Annotated in this window: 17 protein-coding genes and 1 pseudogene; 6 read left to right on the plus strand and 12 right to left on the minus strand. The window is 58.7% G+C overall.

Features of this window, described 5'->3' with window-relative positions:
- Nucleotides 1-432: 432 nt before the first annotated feature.
- From C6382_RS14625 to C6382_RS14635, 4 genes and pseudogenes are all read right to left on the minus strand, one after another.
- Complete coding sequence (locus C6382_RS14625; RefSeq protein ID WP_371919626.1) at nt 433-1,719, minus strand: methyl-accepting chemotaxis protein; 1,287 nt, start codon at nt 1,717-1,719, stop codon at nt 433-435.
- Nucleotides 1,693-2,022, minus strand: a pseudogene (locus C6382_RS24715) (PAS domain-containing protein); the annotation flags it as partial. The pseudogene C6382_RS24715 and the gene C6382_RS14625, both read right to left, overlap by 27 nt.
- A 52-nt stretch (nt 2,023-2,074) precedes the next feature.
- The gene (locus C6382_RS14630) at nt 2,075-4,288 is read right to left on the minus strand and encodes an EAL domain-containing protein (protein ID WP_107025134.1); all 2,214 of its coding nucleotides are present in this window, start codon (nt 4,286-4,288) and stop codon (nt 2,075-2,077) included.
- A 170-nt stretch (nt 4,289-4,458) separates the two neighbouring features.
- Nucleotides 4,459-4,770 carry a hypothetical protein gene (locus tag C6382_RS14635; protein WP_107025135.1) on the minus strand — a complete coding sequence of 104 codons (312 nt, stop codon included), beginning with the start codon at nt 4,768-4,770 and terminating at the stop codon, nt 4,459-4,461.
- A gap of 709 nt (nt 4,771-5,479) precedes the next feature.
- Here C6382_RS14635 and C6382_RS14640 point away from each other — a divergent pair.
- On the plus strand, nt 5,480-7,186 hold the full coding sequence (locus C6382_RS14640; RefSeq protein WP_107025136.1) for a hypothetical protein: 1,707 nt from the start codon (nt 5,480-5,482) through the stop codon (nt 7,184-7,186).
- Between the two features lie 43 nt (nt 7,187-7,229).
- Here C6382_RS14640 and C6382_RS14645 read toward each other — a convergent pair whose 3' ends face one another.
- Entirely contained in the window at nt 7,230-7,808 is a 579-nt protein-coding gene (locus C6382_RS14645) for a hypothetical protein (protein ID WP_146146913.1), read from the minus strand.
- A gap of 237 nt (nt 7,809-8,045) precedes the next feature.
- On the opposite strand from C6382_RS14645, the gene C6382_RS14650 reads away from it, so the two are divergent.
- On the plus strand, nt 8,046-9,059 hold the full coding sequence (locus C6382_RS14650; RefSeq protein ID WP_107025138.1) for a diguanylate cyclase: 1,014 nt from the start codon (nt 8,046-8,048) through the stop codon (nt 9,057-9,059).
- Nucleotides 9,060-9,303: 244 nt separating this feature from the next.
- On the opposite strand, the gene C6382_RS14655 is transcribed toward C6382_RS14650, so the two are convergent.
- Together C6382_RS14655 and C6382_RS14660 are read right to left on the minus strand one after the other, a co-directional pair.
- Nucleotides 9,304-10,350: an LLM class oxidoreductase gene (locus C6382_RS14655; protein WP_256589106.1), complete on the minus strand. Its 1,047-nt coding sequence runs from the start codon at nt 10,348-10,350 to the stop codon at nt 9,304-9,306.
- Between the two features lie 24 nt (nt 10,351-10,374).
- Nucleotides 10,375-11,007, minus strand: a complete 633-nt coding sequence (locus C6382_RS14660) for a glutathione S-transferase family protein (protein ID WP_107025139.1) — start codon at nt 11,005-11,007, stop codon at nt 10,375-10,377.
- Nucleotides 11,008-11,138: 131 nt separating this feature from the next.
- Here C6382_RS14660 and gcvA point away from each other — a divergent pair, with 131 nt between their 5' ends.
- Entirely contained in the window at nt 11,139-12,044 is a 906-nt protein-coding gene (gene gcvA / locus C6382_RS14665; RefSeq protein ID WP_107025140.1) for a transcriptional regulator GcvA, read from the plus strand.
- A gap of 43 nt (nt 12,045-12,087) precedes the next feature.
- On the opposite strand, the gene C6382_RS14670 is transcribed toward gcvA, so the two are convergent.
- Entirely contained in the window at nt 12,088-13,860 is a 1,773-nt protein-coding gene (locus C6382_RS14670; protein WP_107025141.1) for a response regulator, read from the minus strand.
- A 184-nt stretch (nt 13,861-14,044) separates the two neighbouring features.
- Between C6382_RS14670 and C6382_RS14675 the strand changes: the two genes are divergently transcribed.
- Both C6382_RS14675 and arcA read left to right on the plus strand, forming a co-directional pair.
- Entirely contained in the window at nt 14,045-16,855 is a 2,811-nt protein-coding gene (locus C6382_RS14675) for an autotransporter outer membrane beta-barrel domain-containing protein (protein ID WP_158262111.1), read from the plus strand.
- 220 nt (nt 16,856-17,075) lie between these two features.
- Nucleotides 17,076-18,332, plus strand: a complete 1,257-nt coding sequence (gene arcA / locus C6382_RS14680) for an arginine deiminase (protein ID WP_107025143.1) — start codon at nt 17,076-17,078, stop codon at nt 18,330-18,332.
- 101 nt (nt 18,333-18,433) lie between these two features.
- Here the strand turns inward: arcA and lpdA are convergent, their stop codons facing one another.
- The 4 genes from lpdA to C6382_RS14700 are packed head-to-tail and all read right to left on the minus strand — an operon-like array spanning nt 18,434 to nt 23,401.
- A complete protein-coding gene (gene lpdA / locus C6382_RS14685; protein WP_107025144.1) occupies nt 18,434-19,819 on the minus strand; it encodes a dihydrolipoyl dehydrogenase in 1,386 nt (461 codons plus the stop codon).
- A 2-nt stretch (nt 19,820-19,821) separates the two neighbouring features.
- Complete coding sequence (locus C6382_RS14690; protein WP_107025145.1) at nt 19,822-21,108, minus strand: dihydrolipoamide acetyltransferase family protein; 1,287 nt, start codon at nt 21,106-21,108, stop codon at nt 19,822-19,824.
- Nucleotides 21,109-22,167: an alpha-ketoacid dehydrogenase subunit beta gene (locus C6382_RS14695; protein WP_038613435.1), complete on the minus strand. Its 1,059-nt coding sequence runs from the start codon at nt 22,165-22,167 to the stop codon at nt 21,109-21,111.
- Between the two features lies 1 nt (nt 22,168).
- Entirely contained in the window at nt 22,169-23,401 is a 1,233-nt protein-coding gene (locus C6382_RS14700) for a 3-methyl-2-oxobutanoate dehydrogenase (2-methylpropanoyl-transferring) subunit alpha (protein ID WP_107025146.1), read from the minus strand.
- Nucleotides 23,402-23,603: 202 nt separating this feature from the next.
- On the opposite strand from C6382_RS14700, the gene bkdR reads away from it, so the two are divergent.
- A complete protein-coding gene (bkdR, locus tag C6382_RS14705; RefSeq protein WP_107025147.1) occupies nt 23,604-24,086 on the plus strand; it encodes a Bkd operon transcriptional regulator BkdR in 483 nt (160 codons plus the stop codon).
- Nucleotides 24,087-24,162 lie beyond the last annotated feature (76 nt).

A 24,162-nucleotide genomic window follows, 5' to 3' on the forward strand; every position in this document is an offset into this window, starting at 1 on the left:
GTGAAACGATGCATCGCCGATGGTAGTGTGGGGTTTCCCCATGTGAGAGTAGGTCATCGTCAAGATTAAATTCCGAAACCCCTATCTGCATATGCAGGTAGGGGTTTTGTCTTTTCCGGGCGGTAATCCACTCTGATCGACCGTGAGAAGCTATTCCCGCAGGGTAAGACTTAGATATAAACGACATCTTCGCTCGGTACCCAATGCAGAATGCACGCAAGCTCATGCCACGGGTAGTGCTGGGAATCCGCGCGACGACAGGTGTTTTCGTGGAGGAACGCCAAGTTGGCTTCGCTGGCTTTTTGTCCGGTGTTACAGCTCGTACAGCGCAGATAGGCACCGCTCAGATACCAGTGACGGGCAAACATCAACAGTTGGTTATCCAGTCCTAGCTGGTTTTGGGGTGAGTGCTTAGCTTTCAGCTCTATTCCGTCACTCATTACGTTGACGGCCCCAGAATTGCGCCGATAGCAGTTGAAGGCGCTCGGCCAGTTTGGCGACATGAGCAGCAGTCGTGCGGCTCTGGTTGCTGGCAAGTACATTACTTTGGTTGGCTTGACTGATACCGTTCAGGTTGCACTGGATACTGTCACTAACCGCGCTCTGCTCCTCCACGGCAGCGGCAATTTGCACACTCATATCGCTGATTTCACCGACTCGTTGGGTGATCCCATCCAGCGCCAGGGCGGCGAACAGCGCCTGTTCAACACTGGCTTCGGCCTTACTGTGGCTGCGTTGCATCGCGACCACAGCATCCTCGGTGGAGCATCGCAAGGTATCGATGGTGCCCTGGATTTCTGCGGTGGATTGCTGAGTGCGCGATGCCAGCCCGCGCACCTCGTCGGCGACGACTGCGAATCCACGTCCAGCCTCGCCGGCGCGAGCGGCCTCGATGGCGGCATTGAGGGCTAGTAGGTTTGTCTGTTCAGCGATACTTTGGATGACCTCAAGTACGCGGTTGATTTCTTGGCCATGCTGTTCCAATTGGTGAATCACCGTACTGGTCTGTTGCACCTCACTGGCTAGGCTGTCTATGTGCTGGCGGGTTTGCTCAACCAGTTGTCGACCTCGATCAGTTTCTTGATCAGCCAAGCTCACGGCACTGGCAGTGAGCTGAGCGTTGCGCGCCACCTCCTGCACGCTGCTGGCCATCTGGGTGATGGCGCTTGCCACCTGAGAGGTTTCCCCTTGCTGTTGCAAGGTCGCACAGTTGCTTTTGTCCACTGCGGCAGCCAGCTCGTCGACCTCATTGTTCAACTGACGGGCCGAGTCGGCAATGCGGCCGACGACTGCCCTCGTCTCAGCGTTGAGCATTTGCAACGTGAAATCGATTTGTCCAAATTGGTCGCGGCGGCCGCTGTACAGCATTTGGCTGAGCGGGTTATCGGCGATATTTTTGGCTTTTCGGGCAAGGGCGTCGAGGGGACGCAGGCCGTGGTACAGCAGGCCGCCGAGCAATAAGGTGAATAGCGGCGCAACGATGGCCGCATGACTCCAGGAGAGGACGCCAACCAAGCCCAAAGCGGTAAAGCCAAGCAGGTTCAGCCCGGCACTTGCAAGCGCCAGGCGCATGCGGACGGACAGTCGTGACGGGCGCAGGTAGTGTGTTTTTTTACCGTTGCGCAACTGTGCATAAAGATGTTCGGCGGCGTCTACCAGTGCTTTCGGTGGGAGGGTGCGAACCGATTGGTATTCCACTGTTTCACCATTGCGCTGCATCGGCGTGGCGTAGGCGCTGACCCAGTAGTGGTCCCCATTCTTACAGCGATTTTTTACAAGTCCCATCCATGAGCGTCCGGCCTTGAGGGTCTGCCACAGGTGTGCGAACGCTTCCGGCGGCATATCCGGGTGGCGCACGATGTTGTGATTGACGCCGAGCAATTCGGCCTCACTGAAGCCGCTGATGTTGATGAAGTCCGGATTAACGTAGGTGATGGTGCCCTTGGGGTTGGTTGTTGAAAGTATGTTCGCATTGGCGCTGAATTGGACTGCACAACCACTGACCGGAAGATTGACTTTCATGGTTTGCTTCCTGAACTGATGGATAACCGCTGGGTACCTACCGTGCGTACAGCTATGGGCACCAATGCCCCTCGAAACAGTCTTCTCCACTGAGCAGCCGTGGCATCTGGTCAGCGGGTCGTGGCCGGCTAAACCAGTAGCCCTGGGCGTAATGGCAGCCTTCACTGGCTACAAAGTCCAGTTGTGCCGGGTTCTCGATGCCCTCGGCCACTACCTCCAGGCCAAGGTTACGGCCAAGGCCGATGATCGCGTGGCTGATCAGGCTCTGTTTTTTGTCGTACGGGATGCCGCCGATGAAACTTTTATCCAGCTTGAGGATGTGCAGCGGAAAGCGTGTGAGATACCCAAGGGAGGAGTAACCGGTGCCAAAATCGTCCAGCGCCAACAACACGCCAAGGCTGGCCAATTCGTTCAGACAGGCCAGTGTGTCCATGTCGTCATGCATCAGCTGGCTTTCAGTAATCTCCAGGATCAGGCTGGCTGGTGGTAGGCCGCTTTCTTGCAGGATGTCGATTAGCCGAAGGGAGAAGTCGACTTGTTGCAATTGGGTGCTGGAGATGTTCACTGAACAGCGCAGACGGTCATGTCCGGCCAGTTGCCAGAAGCGGGTCTGCTGGCAGGCTTGGCGCAATACCCATTCGCCGACGCGAATGATTTCCCCCGACTCCTCCAGCGCTGGGATGAACTCCAGCGGTGAGATCAAGCGTTCACCATGGCGCCACCGTAACAGCGCTTCGACCCCAGACACGAGGGGCGCCCCTTGGTCAAGACGATAGATCGGTTGATAGTGCAACTCGAACTCATTGTGTTGCAGCGCCTGGCCCAGGGCGGACTCCAGTTCCAAATGATGCTGAGCCGTATCTTGCAACGCTTCACTGTAGTGGGCAAATCGCGCCTTGCCGGCAGACTTGGCGCTGTAGAGCGCAAGGTCGGCGGCCTGCAAGACATCCAGTACTTTGCCGTTATCGTGCAATGGGGCGATACCAATGCTCGCACTAACTACTAGGGTACGATTGTCCATGTGCAGCGGTTGATGCAGATTGTCGAGAATGCGTTGGGATACTCGCTCCGCGTCACGGGCGCAGGTGAGATCATGAAGCAGTACGATGAACTCGTCCCCGCCGAAGCGGAATAGTTGATCAGCAGGGCGCAGAGAACTTCTCAAGCGCTGCGCCACTTCTACCAGTACTCGATCACCAACGTTGTGGCCGAGGCTATCGTTGATCAACTTGAAGCGATCGAGGTCGATGAACAGCAGCGCCTCCTGGGTACCTCCCTTGCGCTTTTCCACCATTGTTTTCTGCATTTGCTCGTCAAGGCGCATACGGTTGGCCAGGCCGGTCAGCGGGTCATGGTGGGCGGCATGTTTGAGGCGCTGCTCGGCGTCTTTGCGTGCGCTGATATCGGACTGAGAGCCGGCCATGCGCAGATGACCGGGTGTCGTCGCGTCGGCGACCCCGCGCATGAGAACCCAAATATAGCCACCATTGTCTTGGCGGATGCGGTACTCATGGTGTACCGACGATGTCAGCCCTTGTAAGTGGGCATCAATGGCCTGGCGAAAATCCGGTAGATCGTCCGGATGCACGCGCCCGAACCAACTGGAACTGCTTTCGCCGATGCTATCGCGGCTGAGGCCGAGCATGCTGGCCCAGCGTTCTGAAACATACAGTCGATCCTGATCGACATGCCAATCCCAGAGTCCGTCATTGGCACCACGCAGAGCACGGGCGAAGCGCGCCTCGCTGTCTTCCAGAGCCTTGTGCTGTGCCGCACTGTAGGTGTCGATGGCCAAGGTCATGTCGAAGAACACCGCTTTCAACAGACTCGAGTAGAGAGTGGCGTTGTGACTGTCGCCGAGAACGCTTACAAGCATGTCGTCGAGGTACAGCCGATAGGCGCCGAGATACCACTTCAATTCCAGACCGACCTGTTGGTGGATCACACCGATACGCAGACGGCCGTTGATATAGTCATCATCGTAGGGGCCGCCCCACAAACACTGGTAATACTCGGCCTGGCTGTGCTTCAGTCGGGCGGTGACCTCCGGCGCGCGGAGTAGCGCTGACGGCGTGGGGAATTTCGCTAGGTGACAATACAAATGATCGACGAAAGCCTGCTGAGCTGGGGACATGCGCTGAGCTGCTGCGCCGAGCCGCTCGGCATCTTCGGCACTCCAGTCGAGAAAGCGGAAGCGCTCGATAATCTCCTCATGATCAAGACGGATACGCCTGAGCAACTCCGTCAGATCTTTTGTCACCTTCATTCTCACGCCCCTGTTCTTGTACCGATTCCTATTCGCTGACAAAAAAAAACGCCATGACAACGAGTTCTGGTCAAGAACTGGTGTCACGGCGCTTCGTCTTTCAGGCCCGTTGTCCTGCTCGGCAAAGCCGGTTCCCGCATTGAACGGAACCTACTGATGGCATATTTACATCATTTTGGATTGTCTGACAATGTGTCCAGTAATGCGTTCAAGTGCTGCCGTAGTTGTCCCAGTTCGCGGGATTTGAAGGCGTGGCGAGTCCGCTCCAGAACCTCAATAGCCTCGACTAAAGCGACCTGTACCTGCCCAGCCGGCCCTAACGGTGCCTCACCGAGCCAACGGCAAAAAGGCGCCGCACTGCAATCGCGCGGCGCGGTCAGTACCTCGCAATCTGGTACTGTGTGAACCAACAGGTGGTGCAGTTGGTCGGCCAGTTCACGATCGTTGCAGATAATTCGGGTTGTCAAATTGGGCTCGTGCATCAAACTGCATCCTCACAAGGTTGGTGCGCTGTTTACAACACAGTCCGTGGCGCTTTATTGATTCAAATCAACGTTGAAGCCAAGCTTAAAAATTATCCACCTGCCGGAAGATATCTCAGGTGAAGCTCAGCGCTAGTTGCAGCACTCAACGCTTTCCAGGAGACAGGTGCCGCGCCACGTTTTTGCGAATGACTGCATGCGTGTGACAGGTCGCCAAATTAAGGCGCGCCTGGATGTCAGCTTTCCGAAAGCAGCCGCTCACGCTGAGCGCGATCAATCCGAAGAATGGCCGCCTACTGGACGCTTGGATCAGAAATCAGTCAGCGGACTGAAATTGGTCAGGTTCAGCCAGCAGAAACACACTGGTTGGCTAACGTTCAGGGTTTAACCGCACTTGGGTGCGGATAATGCTGGAGCAAAAAGCGCTTGATAATCATGCGCTTAGGTATAATCAACCCGTCACAAGCAGTACCAAACCACAGATAATGGTTCGAACCTGCCCTGGGACACCATTCTTACCTCGTGCGACGCCTCAGGCGGTTCATCTAGCCTCCATAGTTGCAGTGTCACCTGGCGTGAACAAAAACTTGACGCTCAGTTGTCTGTGGCTTTACTTGTACTTAGAAGGATCTGAAAACTAACCCGTTTTCCCGAGTCGCAGTCCGGGTGGTGTTCGTGCGCACGTTCACTTGTGCTCGGGAGATCCGCCATGCCCAACCGCGCCGATGTGTTGTGGTTCAAGACTCAGTTTCAACCGCTGATTACCCCCCAACTTAGCGGTTTGCCATTTACCGTTGATTTCATCACCGCGATTGCCTGCCAGGAAACCGGGCACGTGTGGTCGGTCCTGCGTAGTAAAGCCATGAGCAATGAGCAGATCCTGGCCTTGTGTGTAGGGGACACTCTGGACGCTGACAAAGGCCGCTCGGCATTCCCCAAAACCAAGGCAGACTTGCTGGCCGCACCACAGGGTGCAGCGATGTTCGATCTGGCTCATCAAGCCCTGGTCGACATGGCCGAGCACATACCTGGCTTCGCCGCAGTGGCGAAAAAGCCGAACAAGTTCTGTCATGGCTTTGGCATCTTCCAGCGCGATCTGCAGTTCTTCAAAGGCGATCCGGGTTACTTTCTGGAGCGGCGATATGAACACTTCGACGCCACCTTGGGCATGTGTATCGAAGAGCTTAAGCGCGGATTGAAAAAACTGGGGTTTCAGGGGCGTTCGGCACTGACGACTCATGAGTTGGCTGCGGTGGCCATTGCCTACAACACTGGCGGCTTCAATCCGAAGAAGGGACTGCAGCAGGGCCATTTCGATGGCCAGCACTTCTATGGCGAGAAAATTTTCGATTTCATTCTCCTTGCCCAGACGGTAGCGCTGCCGGGCTCAGCTCCAGCGCTCGTGGCACCGGCCGCCGGCTTGGCGTTGGTGCCGATGCCAAGCCCTGTGCAGGCACACGGAGACTTCTTTCGGGTAGAAACCCGCGAGAGCATGCTGCGGGTGCGAAGCGAACCCAGTATCAGTGATCCGCCACAAGCCAATGTGATTGGCCACTTGCCCGATGGTCACCCCGTGCGCGCGGTGACGACAAAAGCTCAAGGTGGTTTTCGTGAAGTGGAAACCTCCCTGGCGGGAGCGTTGCTGCGCGGTTTTGTCTCGCAGAAGTTTCTGCTGGCGGCGCCTGACCTTGATGACATTCCTGTCGTCGCTCCAGCGGTATCATCGCCGAGCACAGGTGTGGTGGCGGTATCGATGCCTAGAAAGCCTGGGCGCGTGACCCGGCGCACGGATACCGCGGGTGCCCATTCCTTGAACGAGTCAGGCCAACCGACGCGCCAAGGCACGTCACCGGATGAGCTACGCGGTGAGCTTGCCGCCATCATCAAATGGCAGGCAGTAGACAGTCCTGCACATAAGCGCTATCAGCCGCACAGTGGACTGACTTTCTGCAATATCTATTGCCACGACTATTGCCACTTGGCGGGCGTGTACCTGCCGCGAGTGTGGTGGACTTCCAAGGCTGCCATTGCTCTGGCCAAGGGCATTCAGGTAGAGCCGCTGATTGGCGACACGATTTTCGAAATGCGCGCCAATGACCTGTTCCGCTGGTTGCGCGACTTCGGCGCTGATTTTGGTTGGCGCCAGACCGGAACGCTGAACAAGCTTCAACAGGCGGCCAATCAGGGCGGCTTAGGTCTGATCGTGGCGCGGCGCAAGGAGGAGGGCAAGTCAGGGCATATTGTCGTCATCGTTCCGGAAACGCCGGCGTTCAGCGCCAGACGTGATTCGGCCGGCAACGTGATCGCGCCCCTGCAGAGCCAGGCAGGTGCGACCAATTTTCGCTATGGCACCGGCAAGGCAAATTGGTGGAATGGCGAACAGTTTGCAGAAAGTGCGTTTTGGGTGCATGCCTGAGTACAACCGAGGCTACTTGGGTAGCCTCAGTTGAGCGTTCTGCTCAAGCCAGTGGATCGGTTTGCAACCAGTCAGCATTCGGCTTTTCTGCCGCCGGATTCGTTGGTGTCAGTTGCGCCACCCGCTTGGCCGAAAGTACTGGAGCCTGAACATGCGCATTCAGCGCCGCCAGCGATTGCAACTCGGTTTCCTTTTTCATCTGATCGGCAATCTTGCGCTCGATCTTTTCCTGCTCCTCAGGTGGCATGCTGTCGAACTCTTCCTGAGTGATGCCCAGTTCGTTCAATAGTTTGAGTTTGATCTTCTCGGCAGGCGAGAGGGCCATGTAGTCGCGAAACTCTTGGGCGGCACTGCTGGCCGGGGCATCGGCCTTGGCGACACTGGCCTGCTCGCGGCGACTGGAGTCCGGATTTTGCAGCTGTATCTTAAGCTTGGCGAAGGCTTCTTCGCGGGCGTCGTCGGCATTTTGCTGGGCGGTATTGCCGCGATTTTGTTGTTGTGCAGATGCACCGTTGCTGGCAACTACTGCACGAAATTGTGCCTGCTGCTCAGCGGCAGCTTCACTACTGCGTAAGGGGTTGATCGCCTGCTGCTGCCAGCTGGTTGCATTGATGATGTTCACCAGATCGTTCTCCTTGATCGAATGCAGATGTACGATCGAGCAGTGGCAAATCCTGTGCCAGCTGGTCAACAGCCCTCCAGGTTCTACTATATTAGGGGGCGAGGTGGTGCCACTGGCGCAACCTCGGAGCATTTTTGCCTTGCAGGGGAAAAGCCTTGCCGTCGGCGGCAAGCCGACTGGAGTGGCAGCTGCAAGGCATAGCTGGGACGACGTTGTCCGGGACAAGGGAGAGAGTCCATGAGTCAAGCACCTGAATCGCCAGCACCGAAGGTTCCATCGGTAGCGTTCGCTGACGCGCAACTGCAAACCCTGCTGGAGCTGATCAGCGACGGTATTTGGGATTGGAATGCCAATACCGGTTATGTCTACCGCAACCCGGGTTGGTACAAGATGCTTGGCTATGCCAGCCATTCCCTGGATAACTCGGTGTTCACCTGGGAGAGTGTGATCCATCCCGACGATTACCCGCGGGTGATGGAACATTTCGAAGCCTATATCACCCAGCGCGCTGAACAGTATCGAGTGCAGTACCGCTGCAAATGTCAGGATGGCAGCTACCTGTGGATTGAAGACAGCGGCCATATCATCGAGTGCAATCCAGATGGATCAGTAGCCCGCATGCTCGGTGCCCATCGCAACATCGATGCGAGCAAGCGTTTGTTGGCGCACTTGGAGCAGCAGAACCTGTCACTTGAGGCGCTGGTTGCCGAGCGCACTCGTGAGCTGTCCTGGGTGAACCAGCAATTACAGCGTCAATTGGACGAGAATCGCGACCTGGCCGAGCGTGATGCCTTGACGCTGATTGCCAACCGCTACCGCCTGGAAAAAGTCCTGCAGCTGGAATGTGAGCGAGCCCAGCGTTTTCGCCAGCCGTTGTCATTGATCGTGATGGATCTGGACGATTTCAAACCGATCAATGATCGCTATGGTCATGCCCGTGGTGACAGTGCCCTGATTGATCTGGTCGGACGTGTCAGGGACTGTCTGCGTGACAAGGATCTGCTGGCACGTTGGGGCGGTGATGAGTTTGTCGTGGTGCTGGTCGAGGCAACGCTTGACGATGCCCGCCAGCAGGCGGCGACGATTCGTCAGGCTCTGGAGCAGGCTCCCCCTGTTGGCGAGTGCCGATTGACCATGAGTTATGGCGTGGTGCAACGCCTGGAAGGTGAAGGTCAGGCACAGATGCTGACGCGTGCCGATCAAGCGTTGTATCGGGCCAAGGCCACTGGTAAAGACAAAGTGTGTGAATAAAAAAGGTTCTTCACAGATTGTCGGGGGTGTGTTTGGGTTGCTTGGTGCGAGCTTATCCATTCGATGTGGTGACGTTACTGGTCTCTTGCGCCTTTACGGTGGCCTACTTTTTCTTGGAGAAGCAGGCAAACCGCTCGCTTCCTTCATACGGCCCTACACTGCGCTTAGGGTCCCCTTGTAAGTGATTGAATGAAATCGCGGCTGCCGGAAGCGCGAAGGTGTTCCGGCAACTGCGGTGGGTTGTTTACCAATGCTGTGCCAGTGGCAGGGGGCCGTCGTGGGAGGGGAACAACGGCAGGACTTCCTCAGCCAGTTCCTGAATGATTTCTTGTGCCGGGCGCTCTGCCAGGTGGATGCCGATGGCCGCGTGATTGACGCCGGCATCCCGCCATTCGCCGAGTAGCTCGATCAAGCCCCGTCGGCCGGTCTTGAGGACATAACCACCGCGTAACGGCGTTCGCGGGAAGTCGGGGTCTTCGCTCAGGTCGATCCATTCGTTGGTAACGTGGGGGCGGAAGCCCTGATCCGGAATATGGTTGCGCCAGGCGCGTATTTTTTCCGCAAGACGCCGCGGCCCTAAGATGCTCTGAGTTGATTCCGGGTAGGTCAGCCAGCCATCGGCCTGTTCACCTAGCCATTGCATCGATTGGCGTGAGGAACCGGTGACCAGCAAGGGGATATTGCCGGTGGTGGGCTTGGGCAGAAGTTGCGCATCACTCAGGTGTCCCAACGGTGAGCGGATGGTTTCTTCGCCGCTTTGCAGTAACTGCCGAAAGTAATCCACCGCTTCAGCGAAGCGTTCACCGCGCTCACTGTGCTCCAGGCCGTAGGCCGGAAACTCGAGCGGGCGGTCGCCCGAGGCGATGCCCATGACCAGGCGTCCACCGGACAATTGATCGATGGTTGACGCTGCTTTGGCTAGGTCAATCGGATGACGCAAAGAAAAAATCGCGCTGCCGGTAGCCAGGGTGACGCGTTTGGTTCTGGCGGCCAGATAGGCCAGGTAAGTGAACGGATCGAAGACCTGCCCGGCATCGCCGAAATACGGATCGAACAACGGTACGTCCCTGACCCAGGTTGCAGCGAACCCGTATCGGTCAATCTCGCTGACTAGGTCGGCCTGGCCGGTCAAGACACTCATGTCGCCTTCATAGACGCGTAGTGGCAGAAAGATGCCCAGCGTCAGTTGCTCTTCAGCAAACATCCGCGTGTAGCCAGGGTGCGCGGCAAAGGCTGGTGCGCTAGCGCCTCGGGTGGTTGCGCGGTCGGTGCGTATCATGGTCTGGTTCATGCCGATTCTCTTCTGCAGTCAGTGTCAGGGGCCGGTCGCGGGGTGGGGCAGGCTAATGCCACGTTGCACTGCAGGGCGCTGGCTGACGCGCTCATACCAAGTGCTCAAGTGACTGAAGCGGCTGAAATCGAAATCGACGATGCGCGCGATATGCATCCAGCCGAAGGTGGCAATGTCGGCGATGCTGTATTCAGGGCCGGCCAGCCAGAAGTTGTCCTTCAAGTGATTGTCCAGGGTGGTGAAGGCTTCTTCGGTGAGGCGTCGAAAGCGCTCGGCCACGTCGTTGTGGCATGGGTCGAAAATGTCGTAGTGCACGCGTTGGCCGAGAAGGGGGGCCATGCTCGAGGCGTGGAACACCAACCAGATAATGGCTGACCAGCGCATGACCCGGTCACCAGGCAGCAAGCGCCCGGTTTTTTCCGCCAGGTACATCAGGATCGCTGCGGATTCGAACAGGGTGACGCCCGTTTCTGCGTCGACCAGAACCGGAATGCGGCCATGGGGATTGAGCGTGAGGAATTCGCCGCGGCGATGTTCGCCTTGGTCAATGCGGACATGCCTGAGGGTGTACGGCAAGCCTAGCTCCTCAAGGGCGATGGTGATTTTGAAGCCATTAGGTGAGCTATCGGTATAAAGTTCCAGTTGCGGGCTATTCATGGTTCGCTTCCTGCGTTGTTCAAGCTGCTTTCCAGTTAAGCTGCTGGTCACTATCCTAGGGCGCTGCGGTTGCCTTTAGAAACGATGATTTCTCGCCAGTGACGTTAGATTTTCTAAACCAAGGAGGGGCTGTGGGAGCCGTCTTACCGTTGTTGGCATTGCGCGCCTTTACCGAGGCGGGACGTTTGGGCAGCCTGAAAGCGGCGGCTGAGCGATTGGCTGTCACCCCTGGCGCGGTCAGCCAGCAGATCCGTTTACTGGAGGCGCGTGTCGGGGTTGCGCTGTTTGTGCGTGTTCGCCACGGGGTGTATCTCACTGAAGCGGGGGCGCGGGTGCATGCCGGCTTGCTTCGCGGTTTTGACCAGATCGAGAACGCCTATACGACGCTGGAAAACCTGGCGGTGGAAAAGAGCCTGACCATCAGCACCGTGCCTTCGTTCGCTTCAAACTGGCTGGTGCCACGCATCGGTCGCTTCAGTGCATTGCATGCGCAGATCGAGGTGCGTGTTGAAGCGTCGGCAAAGCTGGTGGACTTCAGCCGCGACCGAGTCGATGTGGCGCTACGGCATGGGCTGGGCAATTATCCGGGGCTCGAGTCGATTCGGCTGATGGCACCGGTACTATTGCCGGTGATCAGCCCTGGCTTATTGGCCCAGGGGCCGACTATCCGCGAGCCCGCCGATTGCCTCCACTACCCGCTGTTGCAGGACGGTGACCGCGCTGACTGGACGCTCTGGTTGCAAGCTCATGGGGTGCAGGTGGGCAACGAGGGGCAGCGCGGGATGAGCTTTGAAGAGGACCTGCTGCTGTTACGAGCCGCGGCAGCGGGGCAGGGCATCGCCCTGGTCCAGGACACCCATGCCCAGGACGATATCGACGCCGGCAAATTGGTCGTGGCCCTGGACAAACCCTGGCCGTCACGTTTTGCCTATTACGTGGTCACTCGTCCTGAGGCCACACAACGTCCCGAGGTGCAGGTGTTCATCGACTGGCTTATAGCCGAAGCCGGTAGCCTGTCGACGCAGCGTGCTCTGTGAACTGAGCGCGCCGCCCCAGCGGGTGGCGGTGTTGGGTGTCCAGTCATTTCAGTAGCGTGGGCAATGATAGGTGCACGCTGACCGTAGTACCCCGTTCTGGGGGCGTGGCGATAATCATGTCGCCATGCAGCAGCATGACCAAGCGCTTTGCCACGATCAGGCCCACCGGTGCGTCGTGCACCAGGTAGTGGCTGGCGTCTGCAGCCAGTTCCTCGAGAGAGTAAACCTCCATGGAATCGATATCATGGCTGGGCGGGGCGGAGACCTTGATTCTGATTGCTGTTGTTTCCCCGGCAATATCACTGTGCAGGGCAAAGAAGACCGAACCGCTGTTGGTTTCGCGCAGGATATAGGCGAGCAGGTAATCAATTATTTCCCGTATCAGAACAGGGTCCCCCAGAACGGGAGGGGAAGTCGGGGTGTCCAGTTGGGTGATCAGCGACAGTTCTTTGTCTTTCGCTCGTTGTTGTGCCGCCAGGCAGGCAGCCTCCGCGATCTCGTTGATCCGCAATGATTGCAGTTGCGGGCGCCTTTCCCCACTTTCCATTTGAGCGATCACTTCCAGATCTTCAACCAGTTCCTTGAGATCGCTGGAGAGGGTAGCGATCGCCTTGAGATCGCTAGTGTTGTTCGTATTCACCTGCCCGCGGGCGCGGATGCTATCGAGCAAGGCCAGAATATTACCCAGTGGCACCGTGAACTCCTTGCTCAAGCGCACTAGAAAGTTGAGTTTCTGCAGGTTGTTGGTTTCTGCCCGGTCCTTTTCCTCCCGTAGCGAGCGGAGGCGGTCGTGGCGCTCGGTGATGTCGGTGGAGCCGCAAATCATGCCGAGCATCCGGCCATTGTTGTCGCGGTAGGGCGAGCCCCAGTGATGCAGGATATGGCGCCTGCCGTGAATGGTGACTTCGATATCCCGGGTAAAGGGACGTTCTGCTGCGATCGCCTGGAGAAAAAAGTTGTGCAGCAGTTCTGCCTGAGATGGCGGGAGCCAATCGACGTCGAGCACGCGGGTTCCTTTGACCCGCGACAGGTCCGTATCGTACAGGTGGAGGAAGGCGCTATTGGCATAGACCAGCCTGCCCGCGGTATCTCGGACATAGAGTGGATCGGGCAGGGTATTGATCATGTTCTGCAGCAACGCAAAGTCGTCCACTGCGATGGAAGGCGTCGCGGCTTGCGACTCAGGAGCCGCAACGATCGCATTGCGCCTGGCAAAGTCGATCAGTTCCGGCAGGCTACGCAAGTTGAGTTTTTGTTGCAGGCGCGAGCGATAAGTGCTGACCGTCTTCTCGCTCAGCGTCAGTTCATTAGCGATCTGCTGATTGGTCAGGCCACTGGCAAGAAAATAGAGAACGCTCACCTCGCGATTGGACAGGCGCGACAGCAATTCGCGTTCGTCCGCCAGGGTTTCGGAAGCATTGACGCTGCTCAGCAGGTGCGCGGGGAAATAGCTGCGACCGCGCAGGACCACAGCAATTGCCAGGCTCAACTCACTCATGTCGACCTGCTTGCTGACAAAGCCGGAAGCACCGGCCTGAAGGAAGCGTCGGACAATGTCCTCGGAGACCTGGCTGCTGAATGCGAGCACTGGCACCTTGGCCCCCCGCGCCTGGAGACGGCGCATGACCTCGAGCCCGCTCAGGCGGGACAGGTCGAAGTCGAGGATCAGCAGGTCCACATGATTCTCAAGACACAGTTGCAGGGCATCGGCGCCATTCTCGGCCTCCCCGGCGACCTGATGTCCTTCCTTCTCCAGCAGCGTGCGCACGGCGTGTCTGGTGACGGGGTGTCCATCGGCAATGACGACCTGACTCATGGCTGCTCCCTTACCTACTTGCCTCAAGGCTAGAGCACTTTTCGGGATCGTGTCAGACGCTTGTAGGATCATTCCTACAGATCGTTACGTATTCCCTGCTCCTTTGAGGAGGGGGTACGCCATAAAAATGTCCCCTGTTCACGGCGTTACGCGCCAACAGTCTGCGAACAGGAGATTGAACAGAATGAACTCGATAGAAGTGGATGCGTTTGCCGTGTCGCGGCCACCCTTTGCCCGGTTGGTGCTAGTTGCAATGGTGAGTATGGCTTCGACCGCGCTGATGGCAGAGGTATTTTATGACCCGAAAGAATACTCGAGCGACACCTGGCCACCGACGACCATCAGCGGACTGGATAATGCCCACTTTCAAGTGGATTCGGTAACTAAGCCGGCAATCAAGGTCGGCAACCTGAACTTTTATCTCAAGGGCGCGCAAATAATTAACGCGGGTTCAGGCGGTGGTGTTCTCTTTACTACGTGGAGTAACAAGAAACTTGTTATTGAAGAAAGCCAGATAACAGTTGGCGGTAACGGCGGTTTCGGCATCAAGGTCGATGGTGGCAGATATGCCGGCGGCGGGGTCGAAGCGAGTGAGGTTGAGGTGACAATGACCGGCGATGATGCCAAAGGCCTGTTCGTCCAGACCGGGATTCTGGACTTCTCGGGAAGTGTGACTACGACTGGCTCGGGCTCCGTCGGCGCAGAAGTGATGGCGGGCAGTGTGATGGATTTCTCCGGTAACCTTACGGCGAACGGGGCTGATTCGATCGCTGCGAGTGTGCATGACAACGGCACGGCGTCCTTCGACCGCTCAACCATCGTGACAAAGGCGGACAACAGCACGGCGTTACTCTTGCGGAGCAATGGCAATGTGATCCTGAGCAACTCCAGTGTCACCACTGAGGGGGCGGGAAGCCACGGGGTCAGTGCGAGCAACGGGTTTGATCTGCAGGTGAAAGACAGCACCATCGCGACATCCGGCATCGCCAGTCATGGCTTGTTGTTGTCATCCGGTGGCGCTGCAAGCATCTCGACGTCTGAAATTTCAACTGTTGGCGACCAAAGTCATGGTATTTCCGTCACCAGCGCCCACGTCGAAATACAAAATAGCAGCGTTGTCACGAGTGGAACCGGGGCAGCCGCCTTGCAGGTGGACCGTGGCGGCCAGGTAGAGGTCGGTAGCAGCATCCTTTCAGGCCTGCAGGGGCCGGTAGTACAGTTTGTCGAGTCCCAACAGAGCTGGGGAGAAAGCCGGGTCGAGGTTTTTGACACTCAGGTTGCTGGAGGAGCCGCGGTGGTTCAGGCGCAGGCAGCCAGTGATGGGGTGTTCAATGCGAGCAACAGTGACATCCGCGGCGACTCTGTGGGTTTTCAGGTTGAAAACAGCGCCCGCCTGCAGTCGAACCTCAGCGGATCGACGATGGACCTCGGTGACAAGGGCTTACTGGCCAGCGTCAACGGGGACGGCCGATTAAGCTTGATCGGCCAGGACAGCCAGTTTCGCGGCGATACCTTGCTGGTAGAGGCGAGTCAAGGCGTACTGAACATCGAATTGCATGACTCGTCATGGCAAATGAATTCAAGCTCCAGCCTGACCCACCTCGAGCTCGACAATTCCCTTGTCAGTTTCTCCGCGGATGGCTACCACGTCCTCACCCTGAGCGGGGACTTGAGCGGGGCCGGGAGCTTCCTCATGCACACCGACTTGATGGGCCGGCAAGGTGACTTGCTGCTGGTAGAGGGCACAGTTGCAGGCAGTCACACGTTGATCATCGAGGACAGCGGGCACGAAGCTGCCGGTGAGTCATTGCAAGTCGTCGGCAGTGGTGGTGGCGATGGGGCGTTCTCGCTGTATGGCAGCCATATCGATGCCGGCGCGTATCGCTACACATTGGAAAAGGAAGGTACGGACTGGCTCCTGGTCAGCGCCGAAAAGGGTGAGCCCACGGACCCGGAAGCCCCTGAACAGCCAGACCCCGGTGCGCCTGGCGAGCCGGATCCGGAAGGTCCAGAAGAGCCATCGCCCGAGCCAGAAGAGCCTGGCAAGCCCGGCGGCGAGTCCGGTGGCAAGCAGCCCGATATCATTTCCAAGGGCTCCAATGTCGCCCTGGGCATGCAGAGCGCCGCCGCCAACCTCTACTACGCGGAGCTGGGTACTTTGGTCCAGCGCTTGGGGGAGCTGCGTCTGGGGCACGATCAGGGGGGCGTGTGGATGCGCGCCATCGGCAAGGATCTGCGCATGGGCAAGCACTATGGCCGGGCTTACCAGCAAAAGCACGAGGGCGTCGAGGTCGGCGTCGACAAGGCCATCCCCGTAGAGGCTGGCCGGCTGTTCCTGGGAGGCATGTTCGGTGCCGGCGAATCGCGGTTGCATTTCGGTGAGAGCAGCCGAGGGCAGCTGGACAGCCAAAGCATCGGCCTTTACGCGACCTATTTGCGTGACGATGGCTGGTATGTCGACAACGTCGTCAAGTTCAATCACATGGACGGCAAAGTGAAAACCCCGACCAACCTCGGGACGCCCGTCAAGGGTGACTACAGTGCGAACGCTTTCGGCGTGAGTGTCGAGGTCGGAAAACAGTACAACTTTAAGGATGGCTGGTTCGTTGAGCCGCAGGCACAGCTCAGTGCAACACGCCTGGAAGGGCCGACCTACCGGAGCAGCAACGACCTGAAGGTGCGCGGTGCAGATACCGACTCGCTGCTGGGAAGGTTGGGTGTACGGGCGGGGAGAGATATCGCGCTGGATTCCGGCATGCGTCTGCAGGGATACGTTACTGCCTCGTACATTGACGAGTTCGCTGGCGATACTCACGTGAAGGTGAACGGCCACAAGCTGAACAACGCCCTTCCTGGGGCCCGAGGAGAGCTCGGCCTGGGTAGCAGTTTGCAACTGAGTGAAAAGCAGAAAGTATCCCTGCAAGTTGATTACGCCAATGGCGAGCATATGGAACAGCCTTGGGCTGTGAGCCTTGGATACCGCTACCTCTGGTAGTCCAGACGGCTGAGTTGTGCGAAAGCATTAACAGTGACTGAGAACATAATCAATGAGCGCTGCGGTGCCTGATATTAATGGCTATCGGCATGTTGCGTATGGGCTCTATTGAAGTTGCTTACTGATGTTAAATGAAGTTGTCCGAGGTTTTTTCTTGGGTGCTTTGGTGTTGGGTTTTTATAGAAAGTTAAACTAACCGCATATATTATTGGAGGTTTCCATGAGCGCGGAAAAAATTAAACTTGGTGTTCATTCTGAGGCTGGAAAGTTGCGTAAAGTGATGGTCTGCTCGCCGGGGCTTGCCCACCAGCGTCTGACCCCCAGCAACTGTGACGAACTGCTGTTTGACGACGTTATCTGGGTGAGCCAGGCCAAACGTGACCACTTCGACTTCGTCACTAAGATGCGCGAAGTTGGCGTGGACGTCCTGGAAATGCACAATCTGCTGACTGACATCGTGCAGATTCCCGAGGCATTGCAGTGGATCCTCGACCGCAAGATCACCGCCGATAGTGTTGGCAGTGGCCTGACTAATGAATTGCGTTCCTGGCTGGAAGGTCTGGAACCGCGCAAACTGGCTGAATTCTTGATCGGTGGGGTGACCGCCGATGACTTTCCAGAAAGCGAAGGCTCTAAGCTGCTTAAGATGTTCCGCGAGTATCTCGGTCAAGCCAGCTTCCTGTTACCGCCGTTGCCTAACACCCAGTTCACCCGAGACAACACTTGCTGGATCTACGGTGGCGTAAGCTTGAACCCGATGTACTGGCCGGCGCGACGTCAGGAAACCTTATTGACCACCGCGATCTACAAGTTTCACCCGGAATTTACAAACGCTGAGTTTGAAATCTGGTACGGCGATCCAGACAAGGATCACGGTTGCTCCACCCTGGAAGGCGGCGATGTGATGCCAATCGGCAACGGCGTCGTCCTGATTGGCATGGGCGAGCGGACGTCCCGTCAAGCTATTGGTCAACTGGCGCAGAACCTGTTCGCCAAGGGGGCGGCCGAGCGGGTGATCGTTGCAGGGATGCCAAAGTCCCGCGCGGCCATGCACCTGGATACTATTTTCACCTTCTGTGACCGTGACCTGGTCACCCTCTTCCCGGATGAGGTCGGGCAAATCGTTGCCTTCAGCCTGCGCCCCGACGAGAGGAGTTCCACCGGTATCAACGTGGTGCGCGAGGAGAAGGATTTTGTCAGCGTGGTGGCTGAGGCCCTGGGCCTGAAGAAACTTCGTGTTGTCGAGACGGGTGGCAACAGTTTCGCCGCTGAGCGCGAACAGTGGGACGACGGTAACAACGTGGTCTGCCTGGAACCGGGTGTGGTACTCGGTTATGACCGCAACACCTATACCAACACCCTGTTGCGCAAGGCTGGCGTTGAGGTCATCACCATCAGCGCCAACGAACTGGGTCGGGGCCGTGGCGGCAGCCACTGCATGACCTGCCCAATCATCCGTGATCCGGTCGACTATTAGTCGGCGCCTGCGCCCTTGGGCCTGAGCGGCTGGAAACAAGGCAAAAAAAGACCCGCTGCACTTGCGCGCAGCGGGTCAAATCGGCCGCAGCCGCTTCAGTGTTACAGGTGCAGGGCGTGACCTAATGCCCGCAATGCCGCTTCCTGGACCGCCTCGCCAAGGGTCGGGTGGGCATGGATGGTACCCGCCACATCTTCCAGGCGGGCGCCCATTTCCAGGGACTGGGCGAACGCCGTTGACAATTCCGAGACGCCGACGCCGACCGCTTGCCAGCCGAGGATCAGGTGATTGTCACGACGTGCGACCACGCGCACGAAACCGCTTTTCGATTCCAGGGTCATGGCCCGGCCATTGGCCGCGAAGGGGAACTGCGCAACGATGCAGTCCAGGCCTTCCTGTTCGGCGTTCTCTGGAGTCTTGCCGACCACCACCAGTTCCGGGTCGGTGAAGCACACCGCAGCAATCGCGCTGGGTTCGAAGCGACGGCTCTTGCCGGCGATGATTTCAGCGACCATCTCACCCTGGGCCATGGCCCGGTGGGCGAGCATCGGTTCACCGCTGAGGTCGCCGATGGCCCAGACATTGCGCATGCTGGTCTGACAATGCTCGTCGATGGCGATGGCCGCACCGTTCATTTTCAAATCCAGGCTCTCCAGGTTGAAGCCCTGGGTGCGCGGCTTGCGCCCCACGGCGACCAGGACCTGATCGGTGTCCAGTTGCAGCAATTCGCCGTCTGGGGCGCGTACCTGCAGGCGCTGGCTGTCGGTATCAAAGCCTTCGACGCTGTGCTTGAGGTAAAGCTTGATCCCGAGCTTTTTGATCGACTCAGCCACTGGCGCGGTCAGCTCACTGTCATAGGTCGGCAGAATCCGCTCACGCGCTTCGACCACACTGACCTCGACGCCGAGTTTTCGGTAGGCAATGCCCAGCTCCAGGCCAATGTAGCCACCGCCGACCACTGTCAGGTGTTTGGGCAGGACTTTCGGCGCCAGGGCTTCGGTGGAAGAGATGACCGCGCCGCCGAGCGCCAGCATCGGCAATTCGACGCTGCTGGAGCCGGTGGCCAGCAGCAGGTGCTCGCACTGGATGCGTTGGCCATCGACGTCGACGCTCTTGCCGTCGAGGATCTTCGCCCAGCCATGGATCACCTTGACCCCATGCTTTTTCAGCAGGGCGGCGACGCCGCTGGTCAGACGATCAACAATACCGTCTTTCCAGGCCACGCTCTGGCCGATGTCCAGGCTCGGTGCCGCGACCTTGATGCCCAGGCTCGATTGCTGGCTGTGCTGCCGGGTCTGGTGGAACTGCTCGGCGACATGAATCAGCGCTTTGGAGGGAATACAGCCGATATTCAGGCAGGTGCCGCCCAAGGCCTGGCCTTCGACCAGGACAGTGGGAATGCCCAGTTGGCCGGCACGAATGGCCGCGACATAACCGCCAGGGCCGCCACCGATGATCAGCAGGGTGGTGTTGAGGGTCGGTTGCATGGTCACTCCACAAACAGGCTGGCAGGTTGTTCGAGCAGGCCGCGGATGGCCTGGATGAAGAGTGCCGCGTCCATACCGTCGACTACCCGGTGATCGAACGAGCTGGACAGGTTCATCATCTTGCGGATGACGATCTGGCCATTGATCACCATTGGCCGTTCGACCATGCGGTTGACTCCGACGATGGCCACTTCCGGGGTGTTCACCACCGGTGTGGAGACGATGCCGCCCAAGGCGCCGAGGCTGGTCAGGGTAATGGTCGAGCCCGACAGTTCTTCACGGCTGGCCTTGTTGCCGCGCGCGGCATTGGCCAGGCGCACGATTTCGCCAGCGTTGCTCCACAGGCTGCCGGCTTCGGCATGGCGCAGTACTGGAACCATCAGGCCGTTGTCGCCCTGAGTAGCGATGCCGACATGCACCGCGCCGTGGCGGGTGATGACCTGGGCTTCGTCGTCGTAGGTGGCGTTGATCTGCGGGAATTCACGCAAGGCCACGACCATGGCACGCACCAGGAACGGCAACAGGGTCAGCTTGCCGCGGCTGTCGCCCCACTTTTTGTTCAGGTGCAGGCGCAGCTCTTCCAGAGCGGTGACGTCGATCTCTTCGACATAGCTGAAGTGTGCGACGCGGCGCTTGGCATCTTGCATGCGCTGGGCGATTTTGCGGCGCAGGCCGATGACCGGGATCTGCTCGCTGTCGCTGCGCTTGGCGTAACCACCCGATGCGCTTTGCGTGCTGAGGGTCGGCTGGGTGAGGAAGGCATCCAGGTCTTCATGCAGGATGCGCCCGGCCGGGCCACTGCCGTGTACGTAACGCAGTTCGATACCGGCATCCAGTGCGCGCTTGCGCACGGCCGGGGAGGCCAGGGGGCGTTCGTTGGCTTCGCGGGGGACGATGGTGGCCGAACGTTGCGGGCTGGCAATCGCTGCAGCGGCAACTGGCGTCGGCTTTTCGACCGTGGGCTCAGGTTTGCTGGCCGCAACCGGGGCCGGGGCCGCAACGGCAGCGACAGGCGCTGCTGCTGCACCTTCCTGATAATTACCCGCACCTTCAACTTCGATGCGGATCAACTCGCTGCCTACGGCCATGACTTCGCCGGGCTGGCCACCCAGGGCCAGCACTTTGCCGCTCACCGGCGAGGGGATTTCCACGGTGGCTTTGTCGGTCATGACATCGGCCACGACCTGGTCTTCGGTGACGGTGTCGCCGACCTTGACGAACCATTCCACCAGTTCAACTTGTGCGATGCCTTCACCGATATCCGGCATCTTGATGACGTGCGTGCCCATTCAGACCTCCATAACCCGTTTCAATGCCGCGCCCACGCGTGAAGGGCCGGGGAAATACGCCCATTCCTGCGCGTGCGGGTAGGGGGTGTCCCAACCGGTGACGCGCTCGATCGGGGCTTCGAGGTGATGGAAGCAGTGCTCCTGAACCAGCGCGATCAGCTCGGCGCCGAAACCGCAGGTGCGGGTGGCTTCGTGGACGACCACGCAGCGACCGGTCTTTTTCACCGAGGCGACGATGGTTTCCAGGTCCAGCGGCCACAGGCTGCGCAGGTCGATGACTTCGGCATCGACCCCGGTTTCTTCGGCGGCCACTTGCGAAACGTAAACCGTGGTGCCGTAAGTGAGCACGGTCACGTCATTGCCGGGACGGGTGATCGCGGCCTTGTCCAGTGGCACGGTGTAGTAGCCATCAGGCACAGCGCTGGCCGGGTGTTTCGACCACGGGGTTACCGGGCGGTCGTGGTGGCCGTCGAACGGGCCGTTATACAGGCGCTTGGGCTCAAGGAAGATCACCGGGTCGTCGTTTTCGATCGAGGCGATCAGCAGGCCTTTGGCGTCATACGGGTTGGACGGCATGACGGTGCGCAGGCCGCACACCTGGGTGAACATCGCCTCAGGGCTCTGGCTGTGGGTCTGGCCGCCGTAGATGCCGCCGCCGCAAGGCATGCGCAGGGTCAGCGGGGCGACGAATTCACCTGCCGAGCGATAACGCAGGCGCGCCATCTCGGAGACGATCTGGTCGGAGGCCGGGTAGAAGTAGTCGGCGAATTGAATCTCGACCACCGGGCGCAGGCCGTAGGCACCCATGCCCACGGCAGTACCGACGATGCCGCTTTCGGAGATCGGTGCATCAAAGACCCGTGATTTGCCGTACTTGGTCTGCAGGCCTTCGGTGCAGCGGAACACGCCGCCGAAGTAGCCAACGTCCTGGCCATAGACGACCACGTTGTCATCGCGCTCAAGCATGATGTCCATGGCCGAGCGCAGGGCCTGGATCATGGTCATGGTGGTAGTCGCCATGGCGGTTTCCAACTGAATAGTGGTGGTGTGATCGTTCATGTCAGATCCCCAGCTCCTGGCGCTGCCGGCGCAGGTGCTCCGGCATCTCCTTGTAGACATCCTCGAACATGGACGCTGGGCTTGGCATCTGGCCGCCGGCCAGGGTGCCGTACTGCTCGGCTTCTTTCTGCGCTTTGATGATTTCGGCCTCAAGCTCGGCAGTGACCGCCTGGTGCTCTTCCTCGGACCAGTGGCCGATGGCGATCAGGTGCTGTTTGAGCCGGGCGATCGGGTCGCCGAGCGGGAAGTGGCTCCAGTCGTCGGCGGGGCGGTACTTGGACGGATCGTCCGACGTCGAGTGCGGGCCGGCGCGGTAAGTGACCCACTCGATCAGGCTTGGGCCCAGGCCACGGCGGGCGCGCTCGGCAGCCCAGCGCGAGGCGGCGTAGACGGCGATAAAGTCGTTGCCGTCGACGCGCAGCGAGGCGATGCCGCAACCGACGCCGCGACCGGCGAAGGTGGTCGATTCACCCCCGGCGATTGCCTGGAAGGTGGAAATCGCCCACTGGTTGTTGACCACGTTGAGGATCACTGGCGCGCGGTATACGTGGGCGAAGGTCAGCGCGGTATGGAAGTCGGATTCGGCGGTGGCGCCATCGCCAATCCAGGCCGAAGCGATCTTGGTATCGCCTTTGATTGCCGAGGCCATGGCCCAGCCGACGGCCTGGACGAACTGGGTCGCCAGGTTGCCGCTGATGGTGAAGAAACCGGCTTCGCGCACTGAATACATGATTGGCAGCTGGCGGCCCTTGAGCGGATCGCGCTCATTGGACAGCAGCTGGCAGATCATCTCCACCAGCGACACGTCGCGGGCCATGAGAATGCTCTGCTGGCGGTAGGTGGGGAAGCACATGTCCGTGCGGTTCAGAGCCATGGCCTGGCCACTGCCGATGGCTTCCTCGCCCAGGCTCTGCATATAGAAGGACATCTTCTTCTGCCGCTGAGCAACCACCATGCGGCTGTCGAACAACCGGGTCTTGAGCATGGTGCGCATGCCCTGGCGCAGGATTTCCGGGCTGATGTCCTCGGCCCACGGGCCCAGAGCATTGCCTTGGTCGTCCAGCACCCGGATCAGGCTATAGGCGATATCCGCGGTATCGGCGGCTTCTACATCGACGGGAGGTTTACGGACCTTGCCGGCATCGTTCAGACGCAGGTAGGAAAAATCAGTCTGGCAGCCTGGCCGGCCGGTAGGCTCGGGCACATGCAGACGCAGGGGGGCGTACTCGTTCATGCTTTTTTACGCTCGCTCTGTCTTGTGTTTTTGTTGAGCTTTGAAGCGGTCGCTGCTGAAGCCCCGGCTTGTGACCAGGGAGTCAGTCTTGTCCTACATGATATTCGGGCGCCTGAAGAATATTTCTCTCAAGTTCATTGCCTTTGTTCGGGGTTGCGGATAAAAACTCTTTATAAAGACAAAAAACAGGTGAAATTTTCTCATGCGCAAACTGGATCGCACGGACATCGGGATTCTCAACAGCCTTCAGGAAAATGCCCGGATCACTAACGCCGAGCTGGCGCGCTCGGTCAACCTGTCGCCTACACCGTGCTTCAACCGGGTCAAGGCTATGGAGGAACTGGGCGTGATTCGTCAGCAGGTGACCTTGCTGGCCCCGGAAGTGCTGGGGCTGGACGTCAATGTGTTTATCCATGTCAGCCTCGAAAAGCAGGTGGAGCAATCGCTGCACCGCTTTGAAGAAGAAATCGCCGAGCGTCCGGAGGTCATGGAGTGCTACCTGATGACCGGTGATCCGGATTACCTGCTGCGGGTGCTGCTGCCGAGCATTCAGGCGCTGGAGCGCTTTCTGGATTACCTGACGCGCCTGCCGGGAGTGGCCAATATCCGCTCCAGCTTTGCCTTGAAGCAGGTGCGTTACAAAACCGCATTGCCATTGCCGGCCAATGGCTTGACCTTGCCGTGATGACCGCGGGCGGGCGCCTGTAGAAAATTATGATCACATCCCGCTTGGGTGCTTGAAATTCCGAACGCCTGGTGCC

This window comes from Pseudomonas sp. BBP2017 (genome assembly GCF_003024385.1).
Taxonomy (GTDB): Bacteria; Pseudomonadota; Gammaproteobacteria; order Pseudomonadales; family Pseudomonadaceae; genus Aquipseudomonas.